At 64.5% G+C, this 12,957-nt stretch carries 12 protein-coding genes; 6 read left to right on the top strand and 6 right to left on the bottom strand.

Going from position 1 to position 12,957, the window contains the following annotated elements:
• Positions 1-17 precede the first annotated feature (17 nt).
• Positions 18-464, bottom strand: coding sequence for an FAD synthase family protein (locus ACNPNP_RS13950; RefSeq protein ID WP_448966628.1), 447 nt, complete (start codon positions 462-464; stop codon positions 18-20).
• A gap of 131 nt (positions 465-595) precedes the next feature.
• Between ACNPNP_RS13950 and ACNPNP_RS13945 the strand changes: the two genes are divergently transcribed.
• The 3 genes from ACNPNP_RS13945 (at position 596) to ACNPNP_RS13935 (ending at position 4,213) form a co-directional block, all read left to right on the top strand.
• On the top strand, positions 596-1,804 hold the full coding sequence (locus ACNPNP_RS13945) for a glycosyltransferase (RefSeq protein ID WP_448966627.1): 1,209 nt from the start codon (positions 596-598) through the stop codon (positions 1,802-1,804).
• A 127-nt stretch (positions 1,805-1,931) separates the two neighbouring features.
• Entirely contained in the window at positions 1,932-3,182 is a 1,251-nt protein-coding gene (locus ACNPNP_RS13940) for a phenylacetate--CoA ligase family protein (protein WP_448966626.1), read from the top strand.
• Between the two features lie 71 nt (positions 3,183-3,253).
• On the top strand, positions 3,254-4,213 hold the full coding sequence (locus ACNPNP_RS13935; protein ID WP_448966625.1) for a YveK family protein: 960 nt from the start codon (positions 3,254-3,256) through the stop codon (positions 4,211-4,213).
• A 40-nt stretch (positions 4,214-4,253) separates the two neighbouring features.
• Here the strand turns inward: ACNPNP_RS13935 and ACNPNP_RS13930 are convergent, their stop codons facing one another.
• The 3 genes from ACNPNP_RS13930 to ACNPNP_RS13920 form a co-directional block, all read right to left on the bottom strand.
• Complete coding sequence (locus ACNPNP_RS13930; protein WP_448966624.1) at positions 4,254-5,837, bottom strand: glycoside hydrolase family 16 protein; 1,584 nt, start codon at positions 5,835-5,837, stop codon at positions 4,254-4,256.
• 109 nt (positions 5,838-5,946) lie between these two features.
• Positions 5,947-6,855, bottom strand: a complete 909-nt coding sequence (locus ACNPNP_RS13925; RefSeq protein WP_448966623.1) for a hypothetical protein — start codon at positions 6,853-6,855, stop codon at positions 5,947-5,949.
• The gene (locus tag ACNPNP_RS13920) at positions 6,852-7,973 is read right to left on the bottom strand and encodes a Gfo/Idh/MocA family protein (protein WP_448966622.1); all 1,122 of its coding nucleotides are present in this window, start codon (positions 7,971-7,973) and stop codon (positions 6,852-6,854) included. Before ACNPNP_RS13920 ends, ACNPNP_RS13925 begins: the two co-directional genes overlap by 4 nt.
• A 189-nt stretch (positions 7,974-8,162) precedes the next feature.
• On the opposite strand from ACNPNP_RS13920, the gene ACNPNP_RS13915 reads away from it, so the two are divergent.
• From ACNPNP_RS13915 to ACNPNP_RS13905, 3 genes are read left to right on the top strand one after another with little or no spacing between them, the layout of a single operon-like run.
• On the top strand, positions 8,163-9,074 hold the full coding sequence (locus ACNPNP_RS13915; protein ID WP_448966621.1) for a glycosyltransferase family 2 protein: 912 nt from the start codon (positions 8,163-8,165) through the stop codon (positions 9,072-9,074).
• A gap of 2 nt (positions 9,075-9,076) precedes the next feature.
• The gene (locus ACNPNP_RS13910) at positions 9,077-9,526 is read left to right on the top strand and encodes a UDP-N-acetylglucosamine--LPS N-acetylglucosamine transferase (RefSeq protein ID WP_448966620.1); all 450 of its coding nucleotides are present in this window, start codon (positions 9,077-9,079) and stop codon (positions 9,524-9,526) included.
• Positions 9,523-10,095 carry a glycosyltransferase gene (locus ACNPNP_RS13905; RefSeq protein ID WP_448966619.1) on the top strand — a complete coding sequence of 191 codons (573 nt, stop codon included), beginning with the start codon at positions 9,523-9,525 and terminating at the stop codon, positions 10,093-10,095. The genes ACNPNP_RS13910 and ACNPNP_RS13905 overlap by 4 nt, the downstream gene beginning before the upstream one ends.
• Positions 10,096-10,110: 15 nt before the next feature.
• On the opposite strand, the gene ACNPNP_RS13900 is transcribed toward ACNPNP_RS13905, so the two are convergent.
• Positions 10,111-11,622: an oligosaccharide flippase family protein gene (locus ACNPNP_RS13900; RefSeq protein ID WP_448966618.1), complete on the bottom strand. Its 1,512-nt coding sequence runs from the start codon at positions 11,620-11,622 to the stop codon at positions 10,111-10,113.
• A complete protein-coding gene (locus tag ACNPNP_RS13895; RefSeq protein WP_448966617.1) occupies positions 11,612-12,955 on the bottom strand; it encodes an O-antigen ligase family protein in 1,344 nt (447 codons plus the stop codon). The genes ACNPNP_RS13900 and ACNPNP_RS13895 overlap by 11 nt, the downstream gene beginning before the upstream one ends.
• Between the last annotated feature and the right edge of the window lie 2 nt (positions 12,956-12,957).

The following is a 12,957-nucleotide window of genomic DNA, read 5'->3' as shown; positions in this document are numbered from 1 at the left end:
GACGCCGTTGCTCCGACTCAACGCTGAGCGGCGGTCGGCCTCGAGCCGGATGTGATGGCGTCCAGCGCTCGCCGCAGCGCCGAGCTCGAGGTGTGCGCGGTGTACGGGAAATAGACGACTTCGACACCGACTTCGGCGAACTCGCGCTCGAGGCGCAGGCCCTTGTCCGTGCCGCGCCAGTCGTCGCCCTTGAAGAAGTGCGTGAAGCCCACATCGCGCCAGGCATCCATCTTCGCCGGTGCTGTCTCGATGTACACGTCGTCGACGAACGAGATGTGACGCACGATCTCCGCGCGTTCTGCGACCGGGATGACGGCTTCGATGCCTTTCACCTGCCGCAGCATCTCATCACTCACGACACCGGCCACCAGTACATCGCACTGTTGCTTGGCGTGACGTAGAAGGTTCAGATGCCCCACGTGGAACAAATCGAAAGCCCCAGCGGCATAGCCGATACGCGTCATGATCTCCCCAGATCAGATTCCCCAGAGGCGGCCCCCACGGCCACCGACGACTCCCACAGTCGTATCGAGTCAGCTTAGCGGGTGCGCGGGGCTGTTGTCACGGACGTCGTCGCACAGCAGGACGTGAAACGATGGAGCATGAAACGGCGACAACGGGGAGGAGCGCGCGCGTGAGCACAGCAGTGACGATCGTCGTGCCGACCTTCAACGAGTACGAGAACGTCGCCGAACTCGTCGCGCGGGTCGGTGCAGCGTTGAACGGTCGCGACGCCGAGATGCTCTTCGTCGATGACAGTACAGACAGTACTGCAGCTGAGATCGCACGCGTCGCCGCCGAGTCACCGCTTCCGGTGCGCGTGATTCACCGTACCGAGAACCTCGGAGGTCTCAGCGGCGCCGTCGCGCTCGGGCTGGCCGAGGCCCGTGGCGACATCTGTATCGTCATGGACGGCGATCTCCAGCACCCGCCCGAACTGATCCCAGTGCTTCTTTCCCGTTTCGAACAGGGCGATGCCGATGTGGTCGCCGCATCCCGGTATGTGGGCGGTGGTGATTCCAGAGGCCTCGGTACGGCTCTCAGGTTCGGCGTGTCCAGAGCGGCAACCTGGCTCACCAAAGCGATGTTCCCCCGGAGGCTGGCGGGCAGCACCGACCCGATGACCGGCTTCTTCCTCGTCGACCGCCGCCGCCTCGCACTCTCGGGGCTGCGTCCGCAGGGTTTCAAGATCCTGCTCGAGATCCTCGCCCGATCCGATGTGCGCGTCGCCGAGGTGCCGATGGAATTCTCCGAACGGCGCAACGGCGCCTCGAAGGCCACTGTGCGCCAGGGCGCCACATTTGTCGCGCATCTGGCTCGGCTTCGTTTCGGCAAGATGTCGCTGTTCGCCGTGATCGGCGGTATCGGGGCGGTCGCGAACCTCGGCATCATGTGGGCTCTCACCACCATGGGGATGCCGTACATCTGGGCAGCGATCGTCGGCGCCGAGATCACGATCGTCGGCAACTTCGTCCTGCAGGAACGATTCGTCTTCGGAGACATGCGCCCTGATGCCCGAGGGGTCGGCGCTCGCTTCGCCGCATCCTTCACCTTCAACAACGTCGAGGCGGCTGTGCGCATCCCCGTGATGGCGCTGATGGTCGAGACATGGCACATCTCGAGTGTGCTGGCGACGGGGCTCTCGCTGATCGTCGCGTTCATCGCGCGTTTCCTGTTCCATTCGCTGTTCGTCTACGCGCCGCGGCGGGGGCGGCGCGCCGGTTCCGAGCCGAGACATGACACGGCTGCGCAGCGCGTGATTCGCGCAATCGACGCTGAGGCGATGCGCCCCGGGGAGCTCTGACGATCACTCACCTCTACCATGGAGGAGATCGGCATCGCGCCGGAGCTTGTGGGGAGCTGTGAAGAAAGCGATATTCGACGCGAAGACACACCTGTTGATGCGTCGGGAGCTGCGGACCTTCCGTGAGATGCGTCGGAATGAGGTGATGTCGGCTGCGGAGCTCGTCCGATTCACCGACGAATCGAGCGCGAAGATCGCGCTGCATGCGTTCGACAACTCGCCGTTCTATCGGTCGCTGTATTCCGACGCGGGCTTCACGCGTGACGATGTCGCGATCGCGGCGAACTTCACCAGGCTCCCTGTCGTCACCAAGGACCGGCTTCGCGATGCCGGCGACGACGTCCTTGCGCTGAACATCTCCGCGGGCCGCGCTCTCGCGTCGCAGACCGGAGGCAGCACAGGCTCACCCCTGCGAGTGCGCAACGATGCGGCGGCCCCGACCGCAGCCATGTGGTGGCGGATGTACCGATGGTGGGGCGTGCATCCTGCCGACGACACCGCCTTCATCTACCGTCGGCTTCGGCAGGGCAAGGATGCCTGGCAGTACGCGCTGCAATGGTGGCCGAGCAGACATCTCCTGCTCGATGCACGCGCGATCACGGAATCTTCCATGGAGCAGTTCATCTCAAGATGGCAGCGGGTGCGTCCTCGGCTGCTCGTGGCTTACGTCGAAGGTGCGACCGCCGTGGCTGCGCATCTCGAGCGGACCGATCGGAAGCTGGTGACCACGGCGGTCTCCGTGACGGCCGCCACGCTACAGCCCGGCCAGCGCGAGCTCCTCGAGCGGGTGTTCGAGGCTCCTGTGTTCGATACCTACCGGTCGGCCGAGATCCCGTGGATCGCGGCCGAGTGCGCAGCGCATCGCGGTTTGCATGTCGCTGCGGATCAGCGCCGGGTTGAGATTCTCGATGAGCAGAGGCGTCCGGTCAGGCGCGGCGCAGCGGGGTCCGTCGTCGTCACCGATTTCAGCAACGAGGTCTTCCCGCTGGTGCGCTACGAGATGGGGGATCGATCACGCGCGGTGGAGGGCGAGTGCGTCTGCGGACTCGTCTTCCCACGGATCGAAGCCGTCCAGGGCCGGATCTCCGATGTCGTGAGAACGCCATCGGGAAAGCAGATCACGGGCGGTCTCAGCGGACTCTTCCTCGAATCGCCTGGCGCGATCAGGCAGATGCAGATCATCCAGCATGCCGACCTCTCCATCACCCTCCGATATGTCGCGCGTTCGGAGAACGATGCGGATGCGGCCGTGGCCGCCGCGGTCCGCAAGCTGAGCGCACTCCTCGATGATGAGGTCCGCATCGCAGCGGTGGCGGTCGACGCCATCGAGAGCGTGGCTGGTAAGGCCAGACTGGTCATCTCCGAAGTGCGGGCCTGATCCCGACGGAGGACTCCCGGCTCGGTCGCGGACACGGATTGTAAGATGACGGGGGATCTGCGATCGACACCGTGGTTCGGACGCAGCGAATTGGGGGGAAACGCGTGGCGACACATTGGACACTGGAAGATCTCTATCGAGGGATCATGCAGTCGTGGCTCGTGCTGGTGGGCACCATCGTGGTGTTCACACTCGCAGGAGTGGGCATCTTCGCGATCTACCCGCAGAAGTACACGGCCGAGGCTCAGCACACCGTGGAACCGATCAGCGTGCTGTCTTCCGGGTCGAGCTTCAACACCGTCAACATGGAGACCGAGCGCGTCGTCGCCACCTCGACGTCGGTGCTCTCACGCGCGAGCGAAGATCTGGACGGCACCTCGGTGGAGGCGCTTCGCGCGAACACCACGATCGAAGTGCCGCGCAACTCTCAGGTGCTCATCTTCCAGGTCACGGCGAACAGCGCGCAGCTGGCGGCCGATCGGGCGAACGCACTCGCGACGGCTTATGGGGAGGAGCGCACCGACAACGCGCGGGCCGTCGTCGAACGGACGACGGAGGAGCTCGGCAACTCGATCACGCAGCTGCAGGCGCTCCTGGACTCTCAGGCTGAGGGCAGCAGCGAGCGCGCGGCGACGCAGCTTCAGCTTCAGGCTCTCCTCGATCAGCAGGCGCTCATCATCGCCACGCCGTTCTACTCGGGAACGCTCGTCACCCCGGCTGACCCGCCGCAGACGTCCAATCGGCCATCGATCCTCGTGTTCGTCGCCGCGGGCATGTTCCTCGGCATCCTGCTCGGTGCGATCGTGGCGCTGATCGTGTCGCGCGTGCGCAACGGTCCCGGCAGCGCATACAAGCGGTCCAAGGCCGAGGGCGATGGGGCCGACGGCGATCCCGGCGACGTCTACGAACGCGATGAACATCGCGGCGACGATGTCGAAGTCGATGAGGACGACACTCTGATCGAGCCGCACGATGACGAGCTGGCGCTGCGTCCGATGCGTGCGCGCACCGTCGATCGGAAGCGCCGCTGACCCGAGGCCGGGCAGCGCTTCCGATCGGCCGGGACGATCCCTACCCGGTGTACTCCCAGGAACGGACGTAGTCGACCTGGAAGTCGAGGTTCTGCGTGGCCGTGCGATTGGCGGGGTCGGGAAGGCCCCAATACTGCTCCGACGGGCCGACATGCAGATTCAGGCGCATGTGCAGCGGAGTGCCGAAGTACGCCGGGTCCCACAGGTCCGGATAGGTGTCGGGCGTGACGCGCATCACCTCGACACCGTCGACGAACGTCGCGGCGTACGTCGGCGTCAGTTCGAACGCATAGACATGGAAGCCGTCCCACGGAACGGTGGTCGCCCCCTGCTCATGATGACGCCAGATGGCCTTTCGGCCGGTGCCGTCGGTCTTGGTGTGGATGGTGGTGGCGGCGGTGTCCTTCACCCACTTGTCGTACTCGGCAGGCATGGCGCCGCCGTGGCCCCAGGCCTCCATGATGTCGATCTCACCGGACTGGGAGTTGCGCAACCAGAACGCGGCCAGGGCGCCTCGGGTGTTGTCGCCGGTCGGCGTCTTCGCCCGGATCTCCCAGCGGCCGTACTGCTGGCTCATCGACACGTCGTCCGATTCGAGCTTGCGCTGATCGAGGTAGCCGGTCTCATGCCAGAGATCCGTCGGCCCGCTCTGAGAGGAGGGGCGCTTCTCTGCTTGGTCGCGCCAGTCCGCGCGAATATGGAGTACCCCGGCGTCGTCGACGCTCACTTGTTCCTCTTCGACGACGGCGGCGTCGAAGAGGAGGCCGAGGTCATCTCGCCCCCGGACGTTCCAATTCTCAGGATCGACCGCAGGCGTGCCCGTCGACGGATCGACATGGGTGAACTCGTCGCGCCAGGTCGGCGTTCCCCAACCCGCGATGTTCCCGGTATCCGTCACCGGTGCTTCCGGCGCGACGGGCTCAGTCGGGACGGTGGGTTTTGCGGGCGCGACAGGATTCGTCGGCCCTGCGGGGTTCGCCGGAGCACTCGCGCGATCCTCGCGGACGAGGTGCGCATCGAAGCTGATGTTCGGTGTCTGGCGCCAGCTGAACAGCACCTGCACCGCGATCGTGTTCTCCCCGGGCTTGAGGAGCGACGCAGGCACCGAGAATGTCACCGGGTCTCGACGAGCGGCGTCGGAGGACGGCGCGACAGTCGAGTAGCTGTTCGGCGTGATCTCTCCGTCCGGCGCATTCTTGCGTCCGACCTCCACACCGTTCACCCACACCACGATGCCGTCGTCGGCCCACGTGTTGAGCCAGGTCCACTCCGGGAGGTCGGAGGTGAGGGTGAAGGTCTTGCGGAAGAACGCCGACAGCGGCCGGGTATCCGCCGGCTCGTCGATGACGGTGTTGACGGGGCCGATGTCCTTGCCCTTGCCGAACGGCGCATCACCGGTCGGCCAGGTCGACGCGGCGGTCTGCCAGTCCTGTGCCGGTGCGGTCGCGCCGTGGTGGTACAGCCACGAGGATTGTCGGGGGATGATCGATGTGACGGCCGAAGTGGACGCAGCCGCGTGAGCCGGCTGTGCGGCCACGAACGAGGTGGCGAGCACCGCGAAGGACGCGAGCGCCGCGATCAGGTAACGAATGAGGACGTGGTTCTGTGCAGTCTTCTTCTTCATATCGAGGGGGAGAAGAGAACGTGCGACATGTGCCGCTGGCTCTCTCCAGGTCTCCTGGGAGTTGCGGATGCCTGCCGAGCCCCCTCGATGCATCCTGAATGGTCGGGTTTCAGGGCCTAGTGTAGATGTCTCTCTCCCAAAGTTCCCTGACAATCCCCGTCGTGCTCGTGATGGATGTCCGCGACGAGGCGCCGAAGACGATCGATTCGACGTTCGCGTGATCGTGAATCCACTGCAGAGCAGGCTGCGGTGCGATCGCCCCCGAGGCGAAGACCGACATCGCGACGGGCCGGAAGGGGCGCTCGCTCAGCGCCTGCTCGTACGCTGCTATGCCACCTGACATCCGGAAGCCGATCTCGTTGATGTTCGCGCAGACGATCGGGTTGACCACGCCGACCCGGTCGAGTGCGTCGAGAAGCATCGGCAGATTCATCGTGATGAACCCGGGCTCGGCGCCGTAGCGTTCACGCACATGCCGGTCGAAGATGGCGAAGGCCTCATGGAAGCCGAGCCCGAGCATCAGATCGACGACGACGTTCTGCAAGAAGATCACCGGCGTCTTCAGGCCTTGGAACATCTTCATCTCGGCATCCACCAGCAGGGTGATGATGCCCTCGATGTCCTTCTTCATGAAGGACCTGCCTCCGCGCAATGCGGCGTTGAGCAGGCCTTCCTCCGGAAGGAACTGCCGCACAGCGCCGAGCATGCCGTTGTCGGTGATCGCGTTCGCGTATTTGTGCGCGTATGGCATGCACGGGTAGAACCGGTAGTCCGCGTAACGTTCCGGATCGGCTCGCATGTGATCGCACACTTGCGAGATGCGATCGTGCGTCGTGCACATCAACGTGCGGATGCCGTTGTCGAACGCGATGTCGATGACATCGATGATCGCCCTGGTGTCCTGGAAGCGGATGGCCTGTGCGCGCGCCTTCTCCTCGGACATGTGGTTGATGCCGAAGAACTGATTGTCGCCGAGAAGGAGCAGGTCCATCTGCGTCGTCGTCGTTGCGGTGCTCATGCGCTCTTCCTCCGCCCGAACAGGTTGCGTCTCTGCGATTGCGCTGGCAGTGCGGTCACCGTGCCCACCTCGGTCTCGGCTGCGGCGTCCTGCAGTATCCATTCGATGACCTTGTCGGTCTGTGCGGCACTGGCGAAGCTGTTCTGCCGCGCCACGGACTCACCGGCGAGCACCGCTGCGACGAAGCTCTCCAACTGCGCGCTGTATTCCTCGCCGCGCAAGTAGAACGAGACCTGGTCGGTGAGCTCTGTCGTGTATTTGATGTTCCATCCGCCGCTGTAGCCGTCCGGAATGCCGGCGCCGTCGCGAAGGTATACGCGCACTTCTTGGCGGTCGGCGACGATACGGCCCTGCGTGCCGGTGATCGAGACTGACGTCGACATCTTGCGGTACGACTCGTCGGACCAATTGACAGAGAGCTGCACGCTGAGGCCGTCCGCGTAATCCAGCGTCGAATAGACCTCATCGTCGGTATCCGCGGAGAAGATGCTGTTCAGTACCGACCCGCGCACCCGCTCGGGGGCTCCGAGGTACCAGTGCACCAGATCGAGAGGATGCGCAGCGTAGTCATACAGGCAACCACCGCCGCTGGTGCGCTTGGAACGCCAGGTCGACCCTTTCGCCTTGAGGACGACAGGACCGTACGCCTCAGCCAGCACATGCGTCACCCGGCCGATCGCTGCCTCATCGAGCAACCGCTTGACCTCTTGGAAGGTCGCGATGAAGCGGTTGTGATAACCGACCTGGGCGACCAGCCCCCGCTCGACGGCGAGTGCGGTGAGCTCCGCGGACTCCGACGCTGTGAGCGTGAGCGGCTTCTCGCAGAAGACATGGACGTCGCGCTCGAGCGCGGCCCGGACGAGGGCAGCGTGTGAGCCCGTGGGCGTGGCGATGATGATCGCCTCAGGATGTGCGCCGTCGAGCATCTTCTCCAGCGAGGAGAAGGTCGCGGCGCCGGTGTATTTGTTCAGCACGTCGAGCAGATAGTCGGTGGAATCGACGACGCCGACCAGTTCGACGTCATCCAATGCGCGGACTATCGCAAGATGCGAGAGCCCCATCTTTCCGACTCCGACGACCCCGACGCGAACGCGTTTCTTGACAGCTTCGTCTGGCACGACGAATCCCCTTCCCCAGAAGTTCCCCAGTTGAGCGCCCTCTTCCCAAAGGGGCACCGTCCGCTATACTAGCGCTCAAGTTGGCTTTCATGTCAGCGATTTTCTGTTGGGGTGGGACCCGCAGAGAATCTGGGGATTCCGAACTCGCGGGGGCGCGAGCGTCGGATGCGTGTCTAAGGGGAAGTACGCGTGCAGTGTGAAGTGTCCGTCGTCGTGCCGACGCACAAACGTCCGGAGCTCATGAAGCTCGCCGTCGAGAGCATCCTCAATCAGGGGGCCACTCGCACGGGTGAAGTCATCATCGTCTTCGACGCCTGCCCGATCGAGGTGCCGGATGTCGAGGTTCCGGAGGGCTGGTCTGTCAGGGGGATTTCGAACACCCGCGTGCGGGGCCTCGCCGGCGCCCGCAACTCGGGCATCCTCGACTCAACAGGCGACCTGATCGCCTTCCTGGATGATGACGATGAGTGGCTGCCGGGCAAGCTCGAAGCGCAGCTGCAGCGGATGGACGAGCGTCCTGATGCCATCGCCATAGCCACTGCGATGGTGCTCGATGACGGGGAGAACACGCATGTCCGTCTGGTCGAGAAGGAGGATCTGTCGCATGAGGATTTCCTCCGCAGCAGGCATCCTGGCATTCCCTCAGGAGCGTTGCTGTTTCGGCGGGACGTGCTCCTCGGTCCTGTGGGCCTGATCGACGAGGATCTGCCGCGCGCGTACGGCGAGGACTACGACCTGTTGCTGCGCGCCTCCGATCACGGCACGGTCACCGTGGTGAACGAGCCACTGGTGAAGGTCAGGTGGCAAGGGCAGTCCTACTATTTCGGTCAGTGGGCGGTCTACGCCGAGGCATTGCAGTATCTGCTGCGCAAGCATCCGGACATCGCCACGATCCCTTCAGCGCTTGGACGCATCGAGGCCCAGATCGCCTTCGCCTTGGTGGCGAACGGCCAGCGGAAGGAAGGCCGGCAATGGGCATGGCGCGCACTTCGTCATAATCCGAAGCAGGTCAAAGCAGCGCTCGCGATCGCCATCTCATGGCGGCTGGTCAGCGCCGACGCCGTGATCCGTTTCGTGCGCAGCCGCGGCAAAGGCATCTGACGATGAAGATCCTCATCGCCTGCTCGTCCGGAGGACATCTCACTCAGGCTCTCGCCCTGCGGGAGTGGTGGGGAGAGCACGAACGCTGCTGGGCCACGTTCCCCGTCGAGGATGCCCGTTCCAGGCTCGCATCTGAGAATGTCTACGAGATCAACTACCCGACGGTACGGAACGTCCCGAACTTGATGCGCAATTTCGCTCTTGCGCGACGAGTACTCGCCAAGGAGCGTCCCGACATCGTGTTCTCCACTGGCGCGGCCATCGCCCTTCCGTTCTTCACTCAGGCACGATTCTTCGGGGCGCGCACTGTGTATCTCGAGCCGGTCGATCGCATCACGTCGCCGGGGTTGAGCGGTCGGCTCGTGTATCCGTTCACCGATGAGTTCCTGGTGCAGTGGGAAGGCATGCGCGAGTTCTATCCGGGTTCTCGCAACGTGGGCGTGGTGCTATGAGCGCTCCGCTCGTCGTCGTGTCGGCAGGGACTTATCATCTTCCGTTCAACCGATTGTCGGAATGGATGCAGAGCTGGCTGGAGGACACCGACGGCGTGCGGGTGGTCATGCAACACGGACCCTCTGTCGCAGTCGTCGGCGCGGAGAACGTCGACATCCTGCCCTACACGGAGTTGCTCGAGCTGTGCCGTCAGGCGACGGCAGTGGTACTTCAGGGAGGAGCTGGCGCGGTCATGGACATGCGAGCGCTCGGGATCATTCCCATCGTGGTGCCCAGAATCCCGGGCGACGGCGAGGTCGTCGATGATCACCAACTCGTCTTCTCTGCGGAGATGGAGGCTCTGGGCATCCTCCGACGCGCACTGACCTCGGAGGATCTGACCGCGCAGCTCGACCGTGCGCTTTCCCACGTGCGATCGGAGGAGAAGCCTTCTGAGATCGCCACGCCGGGTGCCGAGGTCGTCCGTCGACTGCTGGAACAGCCCATCCGACGTGCGCCCTGGTACGCCTTCCTGCCGCGGCTCCTCCGCAGCGGATCCGCGATCCTGTCGTCCAGATTGCGGCGGTGAACGGGCGGCAGCAGCTCAGGCGAAGCGACCGATGACGGGTAGTTTCCGCCAAAGAGACTCGATGCGCAGGCCTCGACGGAACACCCAGAGCACCGCGGCATAGATCAGACACAACACGATCCCGCCCAGAATCAGGATGCCGAAGTCGGTACCGCCCCACCAACCGAAGAGGGCACCGCCACCTCCGAACACGATGACGGGCACGATCATCGCGGGGACCAGCTTCGCGGGCTGCAGATCGACGTGCATGCCGCGGTGAACTTGAACCGCCGCGATCAGATTGTCGACCACGACGACGAGAACCCAGGTCACCGCTGCCCCCCAGATGCCCCACAGCGGCACGAGCGCGAGGTTGCCGCCGATGCTGAGCGCGAGCGCGATCGTCTTGTTGTACATCTGCCAGGTGCTCTTCCCACCCTGCAGCAGAATGCTCTGCAGCATGCCGCACGCCGTCTGGAACATCATCGCGGCGGCCAACAGCATCATCGGGCCCCACCCGACGATGAACTCGTCACCGAAGATCGCCAGCACCGCCGAGCCCATCGAGATCAGGAGCAGGTAGAACGGCCAGTTCATGAGGATCATCGCACGCACCACCCTGGTGTGCAGGCGAGTCGAGTCTTCGAATCGCTCACGCGCCAGCAACGCGGAGATCGTTGGGGAGACTGCGACCCGCATGGCCTTGTCCACGACACCACCGGCACGGGTGGCACGTGTGACCACAGCGTAGACACCGGCGACTGCGGGTGAAGCGACAGCGGCGATGATCAGGACGTCAGCCCACTCCAGAGCCGTCTCCAGTCCGGAACTGACCGAGCGCGGCGCATTGAAACGCCAGAACGAACGGAAGCTGGGGCGCGTGTCAGGGCTGCTTTCGGATCGACGCCGGATATCTCGGATCAACGGCCCAGCGATGACCGCGGCAGTGATCAGCACCCATACCGGCAGCGGCCACAGCCATGCCTCGAAAGCGCCCCAGGCGGCGACGCCGGCGATGGACACCGCGAAGAGCACGGCGAGGAGCCTGCTCGCCGGCAGCAGCACGCTCTGCAGCAGAGTGAACGACGTGACGCCGCGGAGCATGCGCGCGGAGATCTGGAGCACTCCGATCAGCGCGCCGAGAACCACGAAGGGTGCCATGGCTCGCAGCAGGCCTGCCAGGCCCTCAGCGTCGGCAGGCGCAGCCAACCACGCAGCCAGAGCATCGGCCAGGAGCCACACCATCACCGAAACTGCGCCAGACACGACGGCGACCGGAACCACGGCGTACCCGATGATGCGCCACTCGGCGCCGGCACGTTCGAACGCCCGCTGCTCGGCGATGAACCGGACGATGCCGCTGTTGGTACCGAGTCGAAGCACCTGCGTGACGATCGTGAAGATTCCCATCGCCTGGAAGAAGAGGCCTGTGCCACTCGCGCCGAGCGTGTTTCCGACGATCGCAGTGAGGACGAGCGCGGCCAGCGCGGCGAACGCCGAGCCGAACAGGCTGATCACGCCGCTGCGCGCGAGACCCTCACTCTTCATTCTTGGCTCGGGCGAAGGGGACCGGATGCGCGATCCAGTACGACGATCTGCCGAGATACTTCTCGCGGAGCAGCACAGCGAGCGCGATGCCGACGAACACGAGCTGCCGGTCCAATCCGTAGAAGACGGACAGGAACACCGTCACGACCACGCTGGCGTGCACCCACACAGCGGACAGATTGGGGGCGTCGAAGGTGCGTACAGCACCCATCACGATCATGCCGACGAAGAGGAAGAGCCCGACCAGCCCGAAGCAGAACATCGCGTTCCACACGGCGCCCTGCGTGCCCACATGAATCTCGCTCATCAAGCTCGGTCGCGGCGCACCGAAGCCTATGATCGGAGATTCGAGTGTTCGCTCCCAGGTTTCCAGATACAGATCCCCACGACCCTCGGTGGTGTCGACTGTCTCCTGACGCGCGACGATTCCGTCCAGGAAACCGGACAGGAAAAGGACGATCGTCCCGGCGACGCCGAGCATGGTGACCCAGAAGAACGCGAGGAATCGACCGCGGATCAGCAGGCAGAACAGCACGTAGGCGACGGCGCCCGCGATGCCGAGGAACAGGCCGCGGTTGGTGGTGGCGATCGCAGGCGGAATCGCGAGGACGAGCGCGATGACGAGCCACCACATCGCGCGCGCCGTGCGATGCCCGATGGCTGTGCCGATCGCGATCGGCGTGAGCACCGCCATCGCGGCGCCCCACCCGTTCGTGTAAGAGAACGGTGCGGAAGGGCGGACGAACGGCTCTTCCGCCCCCCACGGCGTCTGAATCTCGGCCAACGTCGGGAAGACGAGTTCGGCGACGTAATCGTTGCTGGTGATCGCCTCCGGCAGGAGCCGCCCGATCGTCATCGTCAACTGGACCTCTGGGAACAGCATCCCCAGGTAGCCGCCGATGATGATGAACACCCAGATGAACGTCAGCCCGTTGAACACCCGTTTCGGGGAGAGGGAAGTACGCGCATTGACGATGTAGACCATGATGATGGCCAACGCGAGGAACTGACTGAATCGCACGCCCAGCCCTACGCCTCGACCGAGCTGATCGATCATCAGGGCCGATGGGATCATCCACAGAACGAAGCCGATCCATGGCAGTATGCCCGGCACGAAGAGGATGCGCCGCCGCATGATCAGCAGCGCCAGCATCGGGATCGCCATGATCACGGAGGCGAAGGGCAGCAGTCCCAGCAGCCAGAAGACGGGGTATCCCCACAGCACGGTGAGCACGGGCCAGGCCGGGAGCACTCGGGGCTCGACTTCGAGGCTCGCATCCTGGTCGGTCGCTGCGATGAGCGATCGACTCGGTGAGGAGATGAGTGCGGGCACGG

It is taken from the genome of Microbacterium xerophyticum (assembly GCF_053543555.1).
The sequence above is the reverse complement of the archived record's forward strand: the minus strand, read 5'-3'. Positions and strand labels throughout refer to the sequence as shown.

Coding starts and splice junctions, on each gene's coding strand:
- ACNPNP_RS13950 (WP_448966628.1), bottom strand. CDS start 464: ATGACGCGTATCGGCTATGCCGCTGGGGCTTTCGATTTGTTCCACGTG.
- ACNPNP_RS13945 (WP_448966627.1), top strand. CDS start 596: ATGGAGCATGAAACGGCGACAACGGGGAGGAGCGCGCGCGTGAGCACA.
- ACNPNP_RS13940 (WP_448966626.1), top strand. CDS start 1,932: ATGCGTCGGAATGAGGTGATGTCGGCTGCGGAGCTCGTCCGATTCACC.
- ACNPNP_RS13930 (WP_448966624.1), bottom strand. CDS start 5,837: ATGAAGAAGAAGACTGCACAGAACCACGTCCTCATTCGTTACCTGATC.
- ACNPNP_RS13925 (WP_448966623.1), bottom strand. CDS start 6,855: ATGAGCACCGCAACGACGACGACGCAGATGGACCTGCTCCTTCTCGGC.
- ACNPNP_RS13910 (WP_448966620.1), top strand. CDS start 9,077: ATGAAGATCCTCATCGCCTGCTCGTCCGGAGGACATCTCACTCAGGCT.
- ACNPNP_RS13905 (WP_448966619.1), top strand. CDS start 9,523: ATGAGCGCTCCGCTCGTCGTCGTGTCGGCAGGGACTTATCATCTTCCG.
- ACNPNP_RS13900 (WP_448966618.1), bottom strand. CDS start 11,622: ATGAAGAGTGAGGGTCTCGCGCGCAGCGGCGTGATCAGCCTGTTCGGC.